Here is a 15,151-nt window from a genome sequence, read left to right on the forward strand (position 1 = left end):
GAATATCGTTTTTACTGATTCTTACGCTTGACGCAATATTAATCAATATGCGCTGCCTGTTGTGCGGCCTTTGATTTTGCCGTCCTTCATCAGACCGTCGTAGTGGTGCATCATCAGATGCGACTCAATCTGCTGGAGTGTGTCGAGGACTACGCCTACGAGAATCAGCAGCGATGTGCCGCCGAAGAACTGGGCGAAGTTCTGGCTCACTCCGAAGAGGCGCGCAAAGGCGGGCATGATTGCCACGATGCCGAGGAAAATCGATCCGGGCAGGGTGATGCGCGACATGATTGAGTCGAGGTATTCCACTGTCTTTTTACCGGGCTTCACACCGGGGATGAAGCCGTTGTTGCGCTTCATGTCCTCTGCCATCTGGGCGGGACGCACGGTGATTGCTGTGTAAAAATAGGTGAAGGCTACGATGAGGATGAAGTAGGTGATGTTGTAGGCCCAGCCGTTGATGTCGGAGAATGCCTGGAAGAATCCGTGCGAGGCATCAGCTGTAGCCCCGAACCCGGCAAGGGTGATGGGGATGAACATGATTGCCTGTGCGAAGATGATAGGCATTACACCGGCGGCGTTTACCTTGAGGGGTATGTACTGACGTGCGCCTCCATACTGGCGATTGCCCACGATGCGCTTTGCGTATTGTACGGGTACCTTGCGTGTGCCCTGTACCAGAAGGACCGCGCCTACTGTTACGGCGAAGAGCAGAATGAGCTCGACCAGGAACATCACCAGACCGCCGGCAGAGCCGGTAGAGTCAGGCAGACGGCTTACAAACTCGTAGTAGAGCGACTGTGGCAGGCGGGCGATGATACCCACGAGGATTATGAAGGAGATACCGTTGCCGATACCGCGGTCGGTAATCCTCTCGCCGAGCCACATGATGAACATCGAACCCGCAGCCAGGATGACGGTGAGATAAGCCACCGTCCAGAAGCCCATTGAGGCGTGACCGCCCGCGCTGCTTACCTGCATCTGAAGGTTGATCAGATATGCCGGTCCTTGCAAAAGCAGGATGAACACGGTGAGGTAACGCGTGTACTGGTTGAGCTTCTGACGACCGCTTTCACCCTCTCGCTGCATTTTCTGGAACGAGGGGAGTACCATGCCAAGGAGCTGTATCACGATGGATGCAGTGATGTAGGGCATGATACCGAGAGCGAAAATGGACGCCTGGGAGAACGCACCACCGGAGAACATATCGAGGAGCTGCATCAGACCGCTTCCGGCGGTGAAGCTTGCAAGCGCGTCGAGGTCATCGGGATGGATGCCGGGAAGCACGATAAAACATCCCATTCGGTATACGAATACCAAAAGGAATGTTATAAGAAGTCGCTTGCGAAGCTCTTCGATTGTCCAAATGTTTTTTAAGGTCTGAACAAATCTCATTATCTTTATACTTTAGCGATTGAACCACCGGCAGCCTCGATAGCTTTCTGGGCGGCCTGTGAGAATGCGTTGGCTTCAACGGCGATAGCGCGTGTCACGGCACCCTTGGCGAGTATCTTGACGGGCTGTGCGCTGGAGATGAAGCCTGCGGCGCGGAGTTCTTCCAGACCGATCTTCTCAAGGTTGCGGGCTGCAGCAAGAGTCTCGAGGTCAGACAGATTGATTGCCTTGTACTCGACACGGTTGATGTTCTTGAAGCCGAACTTGGGGAGACGGCGCTGGAGGGGCATCTGACCTCCTTCGAATCCGATCTTGGTCTTGTAGCCGGAGCGTGATTTAGCACCTTTGTGTCCGCGTGTTGATGTACCGCCCTTGCCGGAACCCGGACCACGGCCGATACGACGCTTCTTTTTGTTGGAGCCTACGGCTGGATGGATAGTATTCAGTTCCATGATTTTCTTTCAATTAAAGCTTAGTAACTTCTACCAGGTGGTGTACGCGGGTTACCATGCCCATCACGCTGGGAGTGTCTTCCTTGATGACACTATGATGCATCTTCTTGAGTCCGAGCGCGTCGAGGGTGAGTTTCTGCACCTTCGGGGCGTTGATGCGGCTCTTTATCTGAGTGATTTTGATTTTTGCCATATTGTCAGTTAGGATTAACCGTTAAACACTTTGTCGATGGATACGCCACGGTTCTGTGCCACCTGTGCGGGGCTGCGCATTTCGCCGAGGGCCTCGATTGTGGCCTTTACAAGGTTGTGGGGGTTGGAAGAGCCCTTTGACTTTGCGAGCACGTCGGTGATGCCTACGCTCTCAAGCACGGCACGCATAGCGCCACCGGCCTTAACACCGGTACCGTGTGATGCGGGCTTGAGGATTACGCGTGAGCCGCCGAATTTGGCGTACTGCTCGTGGGGTATGGTTCCTTTGTGTACGGGAACGCGAATCAGATTCTTCTTTGCAGCCTCCACGCCTTTGGCGATAGCGGCGGTCACTTCGTTGGCTTTGCCGAGACCCCAGCCTACAATACCGTCTTCGTTGCCTACCACAACGATGGCGGCGAAGGTAAATGTGCGTCCACCTTTGGTAACTTTGGTTACGCGGTTGATGGCCACGAGGCGGTCCTTGAGTTCGAGATCGCCGGTAGATTTAACTCTATTATACTTGTCAGCCATGATTCTTTAAAATTTAAGTCCGCCTTCGCGAGCAGCGTCGGCCAATGATTTAACACGACCATGGAAGAGGTAGCCGTTGCGGTCGAAAACAACTTCTGTGATACCGGCGGCGAGAGCCTTCTCGGCAGCAGCCTTGCCTACCTTGGCGGCGATTTCAATCTTGGTGCCTTCTTCGATTCCCTTGGAGGATGCAGACACGAGGGTCTTGCCTTCCTGGTCATCGACGAGCTGCACGTAGATCTGCTTGTTGGAGCGGAACACTGTCATGCGGGGACGAGCAGCAGTGCCAGACACCTTCCCGCGGATGCGGGTTTTGATCTTATTTCTTCTTTGTATCTTGGATATCATGATTCTGCCTGTTTTAATTATTTAGCACCTGCTGACTTGCCCGACTTGCGACGGATAACCTCTCCGACAAACTTGATACCCTTGCCCTTGTAAGGTTCGGGCTTGCGGAGTGAGCGAATCTTGGCGCATACCTGGCCGAGAAGCTGCTTGTCGTCGCTTTCAAGGATGATGAGGGGGTTCTTGTTACGTTCGGTCTTTGCCTCTACTTTCACTTCTTTGGGAAGTTTGATGAAGATGGCGTGGGAGAAACCGAGCGAGAGCTCGAGTACCTGTCCCTCGGAGGATGCACGATAGCCTACGCCTACGAGCTCCATCTCCTTGCGGTAACCCTGGCTTACGCCGACTACCATGTTGTGGATGAGAGCGCGGTAGAGACCGTGCTGTGCACGGTGCTCGCGGTCGTCAGAGGGGCGGGTGAGTACAACGTGTCCGTCTTCAACCTTAACGGTGAGGTCGGGATTTACTTTCTGGGAGAGTTCGCCCTTGGGGCCCTTCACGGTGACGTTGTCGCCGTTGACGGTGACAGTCACTCCTGCGGGTATTTCAATGGGTGCTTTACCTATTCTTGACATTGTAATTTCCTCCTATCTGATTAGTAAACATAGCAAAGAACCTCGCCACCTACTTTTTCCTCGCTGGCTTTCTTGTTGGTCATGACGCCTTTTGAGGTTGACAGGATTGCGATGCCGAGACCGTTTAACACGCGGGGCATATCTTTGTAGCCGGTGTACTGGCGCAGACCCGGACGAGATACACGCTTCAGGTTCTTGATAGCGTTGACCTTGTTGACGGGATCGTACTTGAGGGCAATCTTGATGGTGCCGGCAGGATTCTCACCTTCGATAAACTTGTAGTTGAGAATGTAGCCCTGCTCGAAGAGAATCTTGGTGATCTCCTTCTTCAAGTTTGAGGCGGGAATCTCGACCACACGGTGCTGGGCCTTGATTGCGTTCCTCAATCTTGTTAAATAATCTGCTATTGGATCAGTCATTTGTAAATTGTTTTAAATTGATCCGGACGGTGTCCGAACAATATTTAATACTAATTCTGGAATGTTTCGTTTGAGTATCCTCCCGTGGATTACCAGCTTGCTTTCTTTACTCCGGGGATGAGACCTGCGGAGGCCATTTCGCGGAACTGGATACGCGAGATGCCGAACTGGCGCATGTAGCCTTTGGGACGTCCGGTTATGCTGCAGCGGTTGTGGAGGCGCACTGTAGAGGCATTCTTGGGAAGTGCCTGGAGCTTCTGTGCGGCTTCGAAAGCGTCCTCGGGATTGCCGGTGTTGACAATCTTCTTAAGCTCGGCACGCTTCTGGGCATACTTGGCTACCAGCTTGGCACGCTTTACTTCGCGGGCCTTCATTGATTCTTTTGCCATATCGGAAGATTATTTTTTAGCGTTTTTGAAGGGAAGTCCGAACTCCTTGAGCAGTGCGTAGCCTTCTTCGTCGGTCTTTGCCGATGTAACGAAGGTGATGTTCATACCCTGCAGCTTGGAGATAGAGTCGATGTTGATTTCGGGGAAGATAATCTGCTCGGTGATGCCGAGGGTGTAGTTGCCACGGCCGTCGAGCTTGCTCTCGATACCCTTGAAGTCGCGGATACGGGGGAGGGCCACACGTACCAGACGTTCGAGGAATTCATACATCTTGTCGCGACGCAGGGTTACGCGTGCGCCGATGGGGTTCTTTTTACGTACTTTGAAGTTAGAGATGTCCTTGCGCGAGAGTGTAGCCACGGCTTTCTGTCCGGTAATGGCTGTGAGCTCGTTGATAGCTGTCTCTATAATCTTCTTGTCCTGAGTTGCTTCGCCCAGACCCTGATTGATTACAATCTTTTCCAGACGGGGCACCTGCATGACTGTGGTGTAGTTGAACTCTTTCTCAAGGGCGGGGACAATGCGCTCCTTATAATCTTTATGAAGTGTTGCGTTGGCCATTATTTAATCTCCTCTCCTGATTTTTTAGAAATTCTGATCGACATTCCTTCCTCGTTGCGGGCACGTCCGATGCGGGTGGGCTTGCCTGACTTGGGGTCGAGAAGGGCGAGGTTTGAAATATGGATGGGAGCCTCAATCTTGATGATGCCGCCCTGGGGATACTTGGCGGAGGGTTTGGTGCTCTTGGATACCATGTTGATACCTTCAACAGTGGCTCGGTTCTTGCTTACCTGTACCGAGAGCACGCGGCCCTGCTTGCCGCGGTCGTCGCCTGCGAGGACGTAAACGATATCGCCCTTTTTGATATTTTGTTTGCTCATTGTGGTTTACTTCAGTTAGCTGATTAGTTAAAGTACTTCGGGAGCGAGCGATACAATCTTCATGTTGGTTGCACGCAGCTCGCGGGCAACGGGGCCGAAGATACGGGTACCGCGGAGCTCACCGGCGTTGTTGAGCAGCACGCAGGCATTGTCGTCAAAGCGGATGTAGGATCCGTCGGGACGGCGAATTTCCTTTTTTGTGCGGACAACGACAGCCTTAGACACAGTACCTTTCTTTACGTCGGACGAAGGGATAACGTTTTTAACGGTCACTACAATGATGTCGCCTACAGAAGCGTAGCGGCGTCCGGTGCCGCCAAGTACGTGGATGCAAAGGGCTTCTTTGGCACCGCTGTTGTCGGCAACTGTAAGACGTGATTCGGTCTGTATCATGATTATTTAACTTTTTCAATAATTTCAACTAATCTCCATCGCTTGGTCTTGCTCAAGGGACGGGTCTCCATCAGACGAACGGTGTCGCCAACGCTGCACTCGTTGTTTTCGTCATGTGCGTGGTACTTTTTCGTCTTGTTGACAAACTTTCCGTAGATGGGGTGTTTTTCTTTCCACTTCACCATAACGGTAATTGTTTTGTCTCCCTTGTTTGACGAAACTACCCCAATACGCTCTTTTCTTAAGTTTCTTGTAATTTCCATATCTGGGGATTATTTATTGTTAAGTTCACGCTGACGGAGCTCGGTCTTCATGCGTGCAATCATTTTACGATCGTGTGTAATCTTTGCGGGATTGTCGATGGGGGAAATCGCATGGTTGATCTTCTGCTGAAGATAGTCCTTGCGAGCCTGCTCCAGACGCTCTTTGAGATCCTGGGTGCTGAACTCCTTTATTTCTTCTTTCTTCATAATCGGTTACACGTTTTGGGTGGGGTCGTAGTCACGACGAACGATGAACTTTGTGGTGACGGGGAGCTTCTGTGCTGCAAGGCGGAGTGCTTCCTTAGCCACGTCGAAGGGAACGCCTTCGAGCTCGATGAGAATACGTCCGGGAGTCACAGGCGCCACGAATCCTTCGGGGTTACCTTTACCTTTACCCATTCGCACTTCGGCAGGCTTCTTGGTGATAGGCTTGTCGGGGAATATGCGGATCCACACCTGGCCCTGACGCTGCATGTAGCGTGTAACGGCGATACGTGCGGCCTCAATCTGTCGGCCGGTGATCCATTTCGACTCAAGTGTCTTGATGCCGAACGAGCCGAAGGCAAGCTGGTTGCCACGCTGGGCGTTGCCTTTCATGCGGCCCTTCTGGGAACGGCGGAACTTGGTTTTCTTAGGCTGTAACATTGTGATTTAGTTTGCGGATTTTAACGATTGTTTTTGGGCTTGCGGAAACCGCGGTCGCGACGTTCGCGGCGTTCGCCGCCGTTGTTGCGGGGACCCTTTTCGTTGTTGGCGAAAGAGGGTGCGAGCTCACGCTTGCCATATACTTCGCCACGGCAGATCCATACTTTCACGCCTACTACACCTACCTTTGTGTGTGCTTCGACAAGAGCGTAGTCGATGTCGGCACGGAGGGTGTGAAGGGGGGTACGGCCTTCCTTGAACATTTCGCTGCGGGCCATTTCGGCGCCGTTGAGACGTCCGCTGACCTGCACCTTGATGCCTTCGGCACCGGCGCGCATGGTTGAAGCAACTGCCATCTTTACGGCACGGCGATAGGCGATTTTGCCTTCAATCTGGCGTGCGATGTTGGCAGCAACAATCTGAGCATCGAGTTCGGGGCGCTTAACCTCATAGATGTTGATCTGCACATCTTTTTCGGTAATCTTCATGAGCTCTTTCTTGAGCTTGTCGACATCCTGGCCGCCCTTGCCGATGATGAGGCCTGGACGTGAGGTGCAGATTGTGATTGTGATGAGCTTAAGGGTACGCTCGATTACGATGCGTGAAACGCTTGACTTGGCGAGACGGACCTCCAGGTATTTGCGGAGCTTGGAATCCTCGAGCAGGTTGTCGCCATACTTTTTGCCGCCATACCAGTTGGAGTCCCAACCGCGGATGACGCCTAAGCGGTTGCTAATCGGATTAACTTTCTGTCCCATCTCTTATTTGTCTTCTTTAGTTGTTTTGTTGTCGATAGTGTCTACGTAGAGGGTAACGTGGTTGGCACGCTTGCGGATGCGGTAGCCGCGGCCCTGGGGAGCGGGACGCAGACGCTTGAGCATCGGGGCGGGGCCTACGAAGATTGTTGATACGTAGAGCTCGCCGTTCTCGGCCTTGCGCTCGTTTTTGGCCTCCCAGTTAGAGATTGCGCTGAGGAGGCACTTGCGCAGGCGGGCAGCAGCCTCTTTGTTAGAGAATTCGAGGAGACCCAGAGCACGGAACACCTCTTTGCCGCGGATCATGTCTACGACGAGGCGCATCTTGCGGGGGGACGAGGGTACGTTGAGGAGCTTGGCGAAAGCCTGGCTCTTCTGGGCTTCCTTCCTTAATTCGGCGGATTGTCTTTTTCTTACACCCATTGTATTGAATTTCTTTTTCTTGTCAAAAAAACTGTTATATCAATGGCCCGTGTATTATTTCTTGCGGTTGCCCGAGTGACCGCGGAATGTGCGGGTGGGGGCAAATTCGCCAAGTTTATGTCCTACCATGTTTTCAGTTACATAGACAGGGATAAACTTGTTGCCATTGTGTACTGCGAAAGTGTGGCCAACAAACTCGGGGGCTATCATCGAAGCGCGGCTCCAAGTCTTGATTACAGACTTCTTGCCGGATTCCTCCATAGCTGCGACCTTCTTTTCGAGCTTAATGCTGATATAAGGGCCTTTTTTCAGTGAGCGACTCATAGTTGCTTAATTAATCAGATTACTTTTTTCTTCTTTCAATAATGTACTTCGAAGAGTGCTTCTTCGGTGCACGAGTCTTGAGACCCTTTGAGTACAGACCCTTGCGAGAACGTGGATGGCCACCAGATGCACGACCTTCACCACCACCCATGGGGTGATCGACAGGGTTCATGACTACGCCGCGGTTGCGGGGACGGCGACCGAGCCAGCGTGAACGGCCGGCCTTGCCTGAACGTTCGAGAGAGTGCTCGCTGTTGCCTACAACGCCTACAGTGGCGCGGCATGCAGAGAGAATCTTGCGGGTTTCTCCAGAAGGTAATTTGACAATAGCATATGTGCCTTCACGCGAGATAAGCTGCGCGAAAGTACCGGCAGAACGGGCCATGAAAGCGCCCTGGCCGGGACGAAGCTCAATGCAGTGGATGAGAGTACCGACGGGGATTTTGTTGAGGGGAAGTGTGTTGCCTACTTCGGGGGCAACGTCCTGGCCGCTGACAACAGTCTGACCTACTTCAAGGCCGTTGGGGGCGATGATGTAGGACTTTGAGCCGTCGACATAGTAGAGAAGGGCGATACGGGCCGAACGGTTGGGATCGTACTCGATCGACTTAACTACTGCGGGAACACCGTCTTTGTTTCTCTTGAAGTCGATGACGCGGTATTTGCGTTTGTGGCCACCGCCCATGTAGCGGTTGGTGAGATGACCCTCGGCGTTGCGGCCGCCGGTCGATTTCTTGCCGACTGTAAGAGATTTTTCTGGCGCAGTGGCAGTGATTACACCCTTGAATACGCCAATAACCTTGTGTCTTTGCCCCGGTGTGGTGGGCTTGAATTTTCTTACTGCCATTTTTTAGAGATTGCTGTAGTAATCAATAGTCTCGCCATCAGCGATTGTGATGATGGCTTTCTTGTAGTCCGAAGTGGCGCCCTTGATGATACCTGTGCGGGTGTAGCGTGAGCGGTTCTTGCCGCGGACTATCATGGTGTTTACCTTGACAACATGTACGCCGTAGAGCTTTTCGACCATATTCTGGATCTCATACTTGTTGGCTTCGGGGGAAACACGGAAAGTGTAGCGATTGAGCTTTTCTGTGAGCTTAGTCGCCTTTTCAGTAACGATGGGAGTCAGTTCAAATTCCATTGCTTAAATCCTCCTATGTTGTTTAAAGGTTGTTAATAACTTCGAGGCAACCCTCGGTGAGGATGATTGCCTTATTGTTGAGCAGGGCATAGGTGTTAACGTCCGATGCGGTAATGATTTGTGCGCCCGGAATATTACGAGCCGACAAATATACGTTTTTATTGTGGTCCTTTAAAACGAGGAGGATTTTTTTGCCGTCGACTTTAAGATTCTTAACAACGTTTAAGAAATCTTTAGTCTTGGGAGCCTCGAAATTGAAGTCTTCCACAACGATTATCTGGTTGTCCTGTGCCTTGTATGTAAGAGCAGAGCGACGGGCGAGAGCCTTGAGCTTCTTGTTGAGTTTGAAGCGATAGTCGCGGGGACGGGGACCGAATACGCGGCCACCGCCTACGAGTACGGGCGAGTTGATGTCACCGATACGGCTGCCGCCGCCACCCTTCTGCTTGTGGAGCTTGCGGGTAGAACCGGAAACTTCGCTACGCTCTTTTGACTTGTGTGTGCCCTGACGCTGGTTGGCGAGGTACTGCTTTACATCGAGATAAACGGCTTGCTCGTTGGCTTCGATGGCGAACACGGCATCGTTGAGCTGAGCTTTACGGCCGGTGTCTTCTCCGTTTACATTTAATATTGCGAGTTCCATTATTTCTCAATTAATACGATTGAACCTTTACTTCCGGGTACAGAACCCTTGATCAACAGCAGGTTGTTTTCGGGGATAACCTTAAGCACCTGGAGGTTTTGCACGGTAACGCGCTCGTTGCCCATGTGGCCGGCCATACGCATGCCTTTGAATACCTTTGCGGGGTAGGAGCAGGCGCCGATTGAACCGGGCTTGCGGAGACGGTTGTGCTGGCCGTGAGTTGCCTGGCCGACACCGCCGAAGCCGTGACGCTTAACAACACCCTGGTAGCCTTTACCCTTTGATGTGCCGACGATGTCGACGAAATCAGCTTCGGTGAAGAAGTCTACGCTGATGCTGTCGCCGAGGTTGTATTCTCCCTCGAAACCTTTGAACTCGGCCAAGTGGCGCTTGGGTGTCACACCGGCTTTCTTGAAGTGGCCCTGCATAGGCTGGGTGGTGTGCTTTTCCTTCTTGTCCTCGAAGCCGAGCTGAAGGGCTGCATAACCGTCTTTTTCCACTGTCTTAACCTGAGTAACGACACAAGGACCTACTTCGATAACAGTGCACGGCACGTTCTTGCCGTCGGCACTGAATACGGATGTCATTCCGATTTTCTTTCCTAATAATCCTGGCATTTCTCTTGTTTGTTAAAAAAGTAATTTGATTGCTTTTTGAGTTTCTTTGAAAGGGAAGCCCCTTGCTCCTTGCGGAGCGGGGAACTTCCATTTTAGTCTCTTTTCTCTGCTGTCGATTAAACCTTAACCTCAACCTGAACACCGCTGGGTAGCTCGAGCTTCATCAGAGCGTCGATTGTCTTTGCAGACGAGTTGTAGATGTCGATCAGACGCTTGAATGATGAGAGCTGGAACTGCTCGCGTGATTTCTTGTTGACGAAAGTCGAACGGTTGACGGTAAAGATACGCTTGTGGGTGGGCAGGGGTATGGGGCCGCTAATCACCGCACCGGTAGCCTTGACTGTCTTTACGATCTTCTCAGCCGACTTGTCGAGCAGGTTGTGGTCGTACGATTTCAGCTTGATACGAATTTTCTGGCTCATATTCTTAAGTAAGTATTTGTTCTGAGATTATTTTAGAAGATCCACACGGCCCTGGCATTCGGCGAGAACATTCTTTGCGATTGCGTTCGACACTTCTGCATAGTGGCTGAAAGTCATTGTGGAGGTAGCACGTCCGGAGGTGATGGTACGGAGGGCTGTCACATAGCCGAACATTTCGGCGAGGGGAGCCTTGGCCTTTACGATGCGTGCGCCGGAACGGCTTGTCTCCATGCCTTCTACCTGGCCGCGACGCTTGTTGAGGTCACCGATTACGTCGCCCATGCTCTCTTCGGGGGTGACAACCTCTACCTTGAAGATAGGCTCGAGGAGTACGGGGCCTGCCTTTTCGGAAGCCTTCTTGAAGGCCTGGATAGCGCAGAGCTCGAACGAGAGCTGGTCGGAGTCGACGGGGTGGAACGAGCCATCGATTACAGTCACCTTGAGGCGATCGAGGGGATATCCTGCGAGTACACCGTTCTTCATAGCGGTCTGGAAGCCCTTCTGAATCGAGGGGATGAATTCCTTGGGAATGTTACCGCCCTTAACCTCGTCGACAAACTGGAGTGTTCCTTCGAATTCGTCGTCGGCGGGCTCAACGCGTACGATGATGTCGGCAAATTTACCGCGACCACCGGTCTGCTTCTTGAATACCTCGCGGAGTTCGACGGGCTTGGTGATGGCTTCTTTGTAAGTAACCTGGGGACGACCCTGGTTGCACTCTACCTTGAATTCGCGTTTCAGACGGTCGATGATGATGTCGAGGTGAAGCTCACCCATACCGGAGATAACGGTCTGGCCTGTCTCCTCGTTGGTCTCCACACGGAATGTGGGGTCTTCTTCAGCGAGTTTCTGAAGGCCGACACCGAGCTTGTCGAGGTCTTTCTGAGTCTTGGGCTCAACGGCGATTCCGATAACGGGTTCGGGGAATTCCATTGCTTCGAGCACGATAGGAGCGTTCTCGTCGCAGAGAGTGTCACCTGTGCGGATATCCTTGAAGCCTACGCCTGCGCCGATATCACCGCAGCCGATTTTCTCCATGGGGTTCTGCTTGTTGGAGTGCATCTGGAACAGACGGCTCACACGCTCTTTCTTGTCGGAGCGGGTGTTGAGCACGTAGCTACCGGCAACCATGTCGCCAGAGTAGACGCGGAAGAATGTCAGACGGCCTACATAGGGGTCGGTGGCAATCTTGAATGCGAGGGCACACATGGGTGCGTCGCTTGAGGGCTCGCGGGTCTCAATCTTTTCGGGATCGTCCATTGCGTGGCCTTCTACAGCACCCGAGTCAACAGGGCTGGGGAGGAATGCGCATACATCGTCGAGGAGACACTGCACACCCTTGTTCTTGAACGACGAACCACAGATCATCGGAACGATTTCCATTGCCAGAGTGGCATTGCGGAGGGCACGGCGGATTTCGTCCTCTGTGATAGTAGAGGGGTCATCGAAATATTTTGCCATGAGGTCATCGTCGAATTCGGCGATTTTCTCAAGCATCTTGTCGCGCCATTCCTCGGCCTCGGCCTGGAGATTGGCAGGAATCTCTTCAATCGAGTAGTCGGCGCCCATGCTCTCGTCGTGCCAGAAGATGGCTTTCATGAGAATCAGGTCGACAACACCCTTGAATGATTCTTCTGCACCGATAGGTATCTGAATGGGACAGGGATTGGCTCCGAGCACATCCTTTACCTGGCGTACAACTTCAAAGAAGTTGGCACCCGAACGGTCCATCTTGTTTACATAACCCAGACGGGGAACGTTGTATTTGTCGGCCTGACGCCATACAGTCTCAGACTGGGGTTCAACACCGCCTACAGCACAGAATGTGGCTACTGCGCCGTCGAGCACACGAAGTGAACGCTCTACCTCTACGGTAAAGTCAACGTGTCCCGGGGTGTCAATAAGGTTGATTTTGTATTTATCGCCGGCATATTTCCAGAATGCGGTGGTGGCGGCGGAGGTAATGGTAATACCGCGCTCCTGCTCCTGGGCCATCCAGTCCATGGTAGCGGCACCGTCGTGCACCTCACCAATCTTGTGTGTCAGACCGGTATAGAAGAGGATACGCTCCGATGTGGTGGTCTTACCGGCATCAATATGGGCCATAATGCCGATATTGCGGGTATATTTGAGATGTTCGTCTTTGTTAGCCATTTGATTGCTTCGTTAAAAAAGTAAATCTTTATATCAGCGTGATAATCAGAAGCGGAAGTGAGCGAATGCGCGGTTGGCCTCGGCCATCTTGTGCATGTCTTCCTTGCGCTTGAATGCACCACCCTGCTCATTGTAAGCGTCCACAATCTCGGCAGCGAGCTTGTCGGCCATAGTCTTGCCACCGCGCTTGCGTGCATATAGAATCATATTTTTCATCGAGATCGACTCTTTGCGGTCGGGACGGATTTCGGTAGGTACCTGGAAGGTGGCACCGCCCACGCGGCGCGACTTCACTTCCACCTGAGGAGTGATGTTTTCGAGAGCCTTCTTCCAGATTTCGAGGGCTGTTTTCTCCTCATTGGGCAGCTTAGACTTCACAGTCTCAAGTGCGGAATAGAAAATTGTGTATGAGGTGTTCTTTTTACCATCATACATCAGATGGTTGACGAACTTTGATACTCTTACGTCGTTGAAAACGGGATCGGGGAGGACCACACGTTTCTTTGGCTTAGCTTTTCTCATTTGTTTAATTGTTGTTGTTTTTGGTTGCTTGGCAGCTTTTTGAATCTTCAACTCGGCACTCTTGCCGGGTTTACTCAACCGTTGTTGCTAATTCCAATAAATCAAAAACGGAGTTGTTTGTGTTAAACTGGGTTTTCTTTACCCGGATCAGCTCAGACTCAGACTTTTATTATTTCTTACCTTTTGCTGCACCGGCTTTGGGACGCTTGGCTCCATACTTAGAGCGACGCTGTGTGCGATCTTTCACACCCGAGGTGTCGAGAGTACCACGAACGATGTGATAACGCACACCGGGGAGGTCTTTCACACGACCGCCGCGAACGAGCACAATCGAGTGTTCCTGGAGGTTGTGACCTTCGCCGGGGATGTAGGAGTTGACTTCCTTGCCGTTGGTGAGGCGCACACGGGCAACCTTACGCATTGCCGAGTTAGGCTTCTTGGGGGTTGTGGTGTAGACACGCACGCACACGCCACGACGCTGAGGACAGCTGTCGAGAGCAGGCGACTTGCTCTTGTCTACGAGAGCTACACGTCCTTTTCTTACTAATTGCTGAATTGTAGGCATCTTAGTGTTTTGTTTGTTAATTTATTGGTTGTCGTTCTGTTTTGTCGTTGTAAGTTAGCATTCACGCACGCATATTACCTGCTGACACACAGCAGTTTGAATACAACAATACGCATCTTGCTCTCAAAAACTGTGCAAAGTTAGCATTTAATCGGCTAATATGCAAATATTTCCGAGTCAATTTAAATTTTATTTCCAATATCGGCAAAAAGCGATGGGAAAATTCGCATTTCAAATTTATTCGAGTCGACAATATCGCAATATCCGAGGCCATATGGGCCAACATCGGGATTCGGCGTCACGAAAAATTTTGTTATTTTACAAGAATGGTTTATCTTTGTGCTCATTAATATACGCGTAATGAAAGTAAAGATACACCGCGAGGGACTAAATATACTGATTATCCTTCTTCTTATCTTACTGGTAATCAACATACCGGTATGGCTTTTCATACGCCCTGCCGCAATACCAGCCACATTCACATCGGTGTCGGCGATTATCTATCTGCTTGTGCTCAACTTCTTCCGTTCGCCCCGGCGACAGTTCAGAGGCAATCCCGACAAGGTAGTCGTGGCATCGGCCGACGGCAAGGTAGTAGCGCTGGAGGAGACATTCGAGGACGAATATCTCCACTGCCGTTGCATCCAGTTGTCAGTATTCATGTCAGTGCTCAATGTCCATGCCAACTGGTTTCCGGTCGATGGCGAAGTGCTCTATGTAAAGCACCATTCAGGCCGATTCCTCTCGGCATGGTTGCCAAAGTCAAGCACCGAAAACGAGCGCAGCACGGTAGCCATCCGCTCTGACGCAGGCCCCATAGTGCTTATGCGCCAGGTAGCCGGTGCTCTCGCACGCCGCATAGTCACCTATGCATGTCCCGGAGAACGCGCGTCGATAGAGCAGCATATGGGATTCATAAAATTCGGTTCACGCATAGACCTCTACCTGCCTCTTGACTCGGAAATCCTCGTCAAGCTCGGCGACAAGACTATCGGCGGCGTGACAGAAGTAGCCCGCCTGAAATAGTATCCCTCCCGACACAACGACCACAACCGCGCCACTCCCTCCCCAACCGGTGCGACTGACGAAAACGCATAAAAGC

The 15,151-nt window shown here is 52.0% G+C and carries 26 protein-coding genes; 1 reads left to right on the forward strand and 25 read right to left on the reverse strand.

The window, feature by feature from the left end:
• Positions 1–42: 42 nt before the first annotated feature.
• The 25 genes from secY to rpsL all read right to left on the reverse strand — a co-directional run bounded on the left by secY (position 43) and on the right by rpsL (position 14,049).
• Complete coding sequence (secY, locus tag ADH68_RS04855; RefSeq protein ID WP_068961802.1) at positions 43–1,398, reverse strand: preprotein translocase subunit SecY; 1,356 nt, start codon at positions 1,396–1,398, stop codon at positions 43–45.
• A gap of 2 nt (positions 1,399–1,400) precedes the next feature.
• On the reverse strand, positions 1,401–1,847 hold the full coding sequence (gene rplO / locus ADH68_RS04860) for a 50S ribosomal protein L15 (RefSeq protein WP_068961801.1): 447 nt from the start codon (positions 1,845–1,847) through the stop codon (positions 1,401–1,403).
• 13 nt (positions 1,848–1,860) lie between these two features.
• On the reverse strand, positions 1,861–2,040 hold the full coding sequence (rpmD, locus tag ADH68_RS04865; protein WP_068961800.1) for a 50S ribosomal protein L30: 180 nt from the start codon (positions 2,038–2,040) through the stop codon (positions 1,861–1,863).
• Between the two features lie 14 nt (positions 2,041–2,054).
• Positions 2,055–2,573 (reverse strand): 30S ribosomal protein S5, encoded by a 519-nt coding sequence (gene rpsE / locus ADH68_RS04870; protein WP_068961799.1) that lies wholly within the window; start codon positions 2,571–2,573, stop codon positions 2,055–2,057.
• A 6-nt stretch (positions 2,574–2,579) separates the two neighbouring features.
• On the reverse strand, positions 2,580–2,921 hold the full coding sequence (gene rplR / locus ADH68_RS04875) for a 50S ribosomal protein L18 (RefSeq protein ID WP_068961798.1): 342 nt from the start codon (positions 2,919–2,921) through the stop codon (positions 2,580–2,582).
• A 17-nt stretch (positions 2,922–2,938) separates the two neighbouring features.
• Positions 2,939–3,493 carry a 50S ribosomal protein L6 gene (rplF, locus tag ADH68_RS04880; protein ID WP_068961797.1) on the reverse strand — a complete coding sequence of 185 codons (555 nt, stop codon included), beginning with the start codon at positions 3,491–3,493 and terminating at the stop codon, positions 2,939–2,941.
• 20 nt (positions 3,494–3,513) lie between these two features.
• On the reverse strand, positions 3,514–3,912 hold the full coding sequence (gene rpsH, locus ADH68_RS04885) for a 30S ribosomal protein S8 (RefSeq protein ID WP_068961796.1): 399 nt from the start codon (positions 3,910–3,912) through the stop codon (positions 3,514–3,516).
• Positions 3,913–4,001: 89 nt separating this feature from the next.
• Positions 4,002–4,301, reverse strand: a complete 300-nt coding sequence (rpsN, locus tag ADH68_RS04890) for a 30S ribosomal protein S14 (RefSeq protein WP_068961795.1) — start codon at positions 4,299–4,301, stop codon at positions 4,002–4,004.
• A gap of 9 nt (positions 4,302–4,310) precedes the next feature.
• Positions 4,311–4,862, reverse strand: coding sequence for a 50S ribosomal protein L5 (rplE, locus tag ADH68_RS04895; RefSeq protein WP_068961794.1), 552 nt, complete (start codon positions 4,860–4,862; stop codon positions 4,311–4,313).
• Positions 4,862–5,182, reverse strand: coding sequence for a 50S ribosomal protein L24 (gene rplX, locus ADH68_RS04900; RefSeq protein WP_068961793.1), 321 nt, complete (start codon positions 5,180–5,182; stop codon positions 4,862–4,864). Before rplX ends, rplE begins: the two co-directional genes overlap by 1 nt.
• A 27-nt stretch (positions 5,183–5,209) precedes the next feature.
• A complete protein-coding gene (rplN, locus tag ADH68_RS04905; protein WP_068961792.1) occupies positions 5,210–5,575 on the reverse strand; it encodes a 50S ribosomal protein L14 in 366 nt (121 codons plus the stop codon).
• A 2-nt stretch (positions 5,576–5,577) separates the two neighbouring features.
• Positions 5,578–5,838, reverse strand: coding sequence for a 30S ribosomal protein S17 (rpsQ, locus tag ADH68_RS04910; protein ID WP_068961791.1), 261 nt, complete (start codon positions 5,836–5,838; stop codon positions 5,578–5,580).
• 9 nt (positions 5,839–5,847) lie between these two features.
• On the reverse strand, positions 5,848–6,045 hold the full coding sequence (rpmC, locus tag ADH68_RS04915; RefSeq protein ID WP_068961790.1) for a 50S ribosomal protein L29: 198 nt from the start codon (positions 6,043–6,045) through the stop codon (positions 5,848–5,850).
• A 6-nt stretch (positions 6,046–6,051) separates the two neighbouring features.
• Positions 6,052–6,483 (reverse strand): 50S ribosomal protein L16, encoded by a 432-nt coding sequence (gene rplP, locus ADH68_RS04920; RefSeq protein ID WP_068961789.1) that lies wholly within the window; start codon positions 6,481–6,483, stop codon positions 6,052–6,054.
• Positions 6,484–6,503: 20 nt separating this feature from the next.
• The gene (gene rpsC / locus ADH68_RS04925) at positions 6,504–7,241 is read right to left on the reverse strand and encodes a 30S ribosomal protein S3 (RefSeq protein WP_068961788.1); all 738 of its coding nucleotides are present in this window, start codon (positions 7,239–7,241) and stop codon (positions 6,504–6,506) included.
• A gap of 3 nt (positions 7,242–7,244) precedes the next feature.
• Positions 7,245–7,661 (reverse strand): 50S ribosomal protein L22, encoded by a 417-nt coding sequence (rplV, locus tag ADH68_RS04930; RefSeq protein WP_068961787.1) that lies wholly within the window; start codon positions 7,659–7,661, stop codon positions 7,245–7,247.
• A gap of 54 nt (positions 7,662–7,715) precedes the next feature.
• Complete coding sequence (gene rpsS, locus ADH68_RS04935; RefSeq protein ID WP_068961786.1) at positions 7,716–7,985, reverse strand: 30S ribosomal protein S19; 270 nt, start codon at positions 7,983–7,985, stop codon at positions 7,716–7,718.
• A 19-nt stretch (positions 7,986–8,004) separates the two neighbouring features.
• Positions 8,005–8,832 carry a 50S ribosomal protein L2 gene (gene rplB, locus ADH68_RS04940; protein ID WP_068961785.1) on the reverse strand — a complete coding sequence of 276 codons (828 nt, stop codon included), beginning with the start codon at positions 8,830–8,832 and terminating at the stop codon, positions 8,005–8,007.
• A gap of 3 nt (positions 8,833–8,835) precedes the next feature.
• Positions 8,836–9,126 carry a 50S ribosomal protein L23 gene (gene rplW, locus ADH68_RS04945; protein ID WP_068961784.1) on the reverse strand — a complete coding sequence of 97 codons (291 nt, stop codon included), beginning with the start codon at positions 9,124–9,126 and terminating at the stop codon, positions 8,836–8,838.
• 22 nt (positions 9,127–9,148) lie between these two features.
• Complete coding sequence (rplD, locus tag ADH68_RS04950) at positions 9,149–9,769, reverse strand: 50S ribosomal protein L4 (protein WP_068961783.1); 621 nt, start codon at positions 9,767–9,769, stop codon at positions 9,149–9,151.
• Complete coding sequence (gene rplC, locus ADH68_RS04955; protein ID WP_068961782.1) at positions 9,769–10,386, reverse strand: 50S ribosomal protein L3; 618 nt, start codon at positions 10,384–10,386, stop codon at positions 9,769–9,771. The genes rplD and rplC overlap by 1 nt, the downstream gene beginning before the upstream one ends.
• Positions 10,387–10,502: 116 nt before the next feature.
• Positions 10,503–10,808 (reverse strand): 30S ribosomal protein S10, encoded by a 306-nt coding sequence (gene rpsJ / locus ADH68_RS04960; protein WP_068961781.1) that lies wholly within the window; start codon positions 10,806–10,808, stop codon positions 10,503–10,505.
• Positions 10,809–10,835: 27 nt separating this feature from the next.
• Complete coding sequence (gene fusA, locus ADH68_RS04965; protein ID WP_068961780.1) at positions 10,836–12,962, reverse strand: elongation factor G; 2,127 nt, start codon at positions 12,960–12,962, stop codon at positions 10,836–10,838.
• 45 nt (positions 12,963–13,007) lie between these two features.
• Positions 13,008–13,484, reverse strand: coding sequence for a 30S ribosomal protein S7 (gene rpsG / locus ADH68_RS04970; RefSeq protein WP_068961779.1), 477 nt, complete (start codon positions 13,482–13,484; stop codon positions 13,008–13,010).
• 169 nt (positions 13,485–13,653) lie between these two features.
• Positions 13,654–14,049 carry a 30S ribosomal protein S12 gene (gene rpsL / locus ADH68_RS04975; protein ID WP_068961778.1) on the reverse strand — a complete coding sequence of 132 codons (396 nt, stop codon included), beginning with the start codon at positions 14,047–14,049 and terminating at the stop codon, positions 13,654–13,656.
• Between the two features lie 360 nt (positions 14,050–14,409).
• On the opposite strand from rpsL, the gene ADH68_RS04980 reads away from it, so the two are divergent.
• A complete protein-coding gene (locus tag ADH68_RS04980) occupies positions 14,410–15,075 on the forward strand; it encodes a phosphatidylserine decarboxylase family protein (protein WP_068961777.1) in 666 nt (221 codons plus the stop codon).
• Positions 15,076–15,151 lie beyond the last annotated feature (76 nt).

This window comes from Muribaculum intestinale (assembly GCF_002201515.1).
In the GTDB taxonomy this organism is placed as follows: domain Bacteria; phylum Bacteroidota; class Bacteroidia; order Bacteroidales; family Muribaculaceae; genus Muribaculum; species Muribaculum intestinale.

What these genes read in the sequence shown, in the direction of transcription:
- rplO (WP_068961801.1), bottom strand. Translation starts at nt 1,847, where the DNA reads ATGGAACTGAATACTATCCATCCAGCCGTAGGCTCCAACAAAAAGAAG.
- rpmD (WP_068961800.1), bottom strand. Translation starts at nt 2,040, where the DNA reads ATGGCAAAAATCAAAATCACTCAGATAAAGAGCCGCATCAACGCCCCG.
- rpsE (WP_068961799.1), bottom strand. Translation starts at nt 2,573, where the DNA reads ATGGCTGACAAGTATAATAGAGTTAAATCTACCGGCGATCTCGAACTC.
- rplR (WP_068961798.1), bottom strand. Translation starts at nt 2,921, where the DNA reads ATGATATCCAAGATACAAAGAAGAAATAAGATCAAAACCCGCATCCGC.
- rplF (WP_068961797.1), bottom strand. Translation starts at nt 3,493, where the DNA reads ATGTCAAGAATAGGTAAAGCACCCATTGAAATACCCGCAGGAGTGACT.
- rpsH (WP_068961796.1), bottom strand. Translation starts at nt 3,912, where the DNA reads ATGACTGATCCAATAGCAGATTATTTAACAAGATTGAGGAACGCAATC.
- rpsN (WP_068961795.1), bottom strand. Translation starts at nt 4,301, where the DNA reads ATGGCAAAAGAATCAATGAAGGCCCGCGAAGTAAAGCGTGCCAAGCTG.
- rplE (WP_068961794.1), bottom strand. Translation starts at nt 4,862, where the DNA reads ATGGCCAACGCAACACTTCATAAAGATTATAAGGAGCGCATTGTCCCC.
- rplX (WP_068961793.1), bottom strand. Translation starts at nt 5,182, where the DNA reads ATGAGCAAACAAAATATCAAAAAGGGCGATATCGTTTACGTCCTCGCA.
- rplN (WP_068961792.1), bottom strand. Translation starts at nt 5,575, where the DNA reads ATGATACAGACCGAATCACGTCTTACAGTTGCCGACAACAGCGGTGCC.
- rpsQ (WP_068961791.1), bottom strand. Translation starts at nt 5,838, where the DNA reads ATGGAAATTACAAGAAACTTAAGAAAAGAGCGTATTGGGGTAGTTTCG.
- rpmC (WP_068961790.1), bottom strand. Translation starts at nt 6,045, where the DNA reads ATGAAGAAAGAAGAAATAAAGGAGTTCAGCACCCAGGATCTCAAAGAG.
- rplP (WP_068961789.1), bottom strand. Translation starts at nt 6,483, where the DNA reads ATGTTACAGCCTAAGAAAACCAAGTTCCGCCGTTCCCAGAAGGGCCGC.
- rpsC (WP_068961788.1), bottom strand. Translation starts at nt 7,241, where the DNA reads ATGGGACAGAAAGTTAATCCGATTAGCAACCGCTTAGGCGTCATCCGC.
- rplV (WP_068961787.1), bottom strand. Translation starts at nt 7,661, where the DNA reads ATGGGTGTAAGAAAAAGACAATCCGCCGAATTAAGGAAGGAAGCCCAG.
- rpsS (WP_068961786.1), bottom strand. Translation starts at nt 7,985, where the DNA reads ATGAGTCGCTCACTGAAAAAAGGCCCTTATATCAGCATTAAGCTCGAA.
- rplB (WP_068961785.1), bottom strand. Translation starts at nt 8,832, where the DNA reads ATGGCAGTAAGAAAATTCAAGCCCACCACACCGGGGCAAAGACACAAG.
- rplW (WP_068961784.1), bottom strand. Translation starts at nt 9,126, where the DNA reads ATGGAATTTGAACTGACTCCCATCGTTACTGAAAAGGCGACTAAGCTC.
- rplD (WP_068961783.1), bottom strand. Translation starts at nt 9,769, where the DNA reads ATGGAACTCGCAATATTAAATGTAAACGGAGAAGACACCGGCCGTAAA.
- rplC (WP_068961782.1), bottom strand. Translation starts at nt 10,386, where the DNA reads ATGCCAGGATTATTAGGAAAGAAAATCGGAATGACATCCGTATTCAGT.
- rpsJ (WP_068961781.1), bottom strand. Translation starts at nt 10,808, where the DNA reads ATGAGCCAGAAAATTCGTATCAAGCTGAAATCGTACGACCACAACCTG.
- fusA (WP_068961780.1), bottom strand. Translation starts at nt 12,962, where the DNA reads ATGGCTAACAAAGACGAACATCTCAAATATACCCGCAATATCGGCATT.
- rpsG (WP_068961779.1), bottom strand. Translation starts at nt 13,484, where the DNA reads ATGAGAAAAGCTAAGCCAAAGAAACGTGTGGTCCTCCCCGATCCCGTT.
- rpsL (WP_068961778.1), bottom strand. Translation starts at nt 14,049, where the DNA reads ATGCCTACAATTCAGCAATTAGTAAGAAAAGGACGTGTAGCTCTCGTA.
- ADH68_RS04980 (WP_068961777.1), top strand. Translation starts at nt 14,410, where the DNA reads ATGAAAGTAAAGATACACCGCGAGGGACTAAATATACTGATTATCCTT.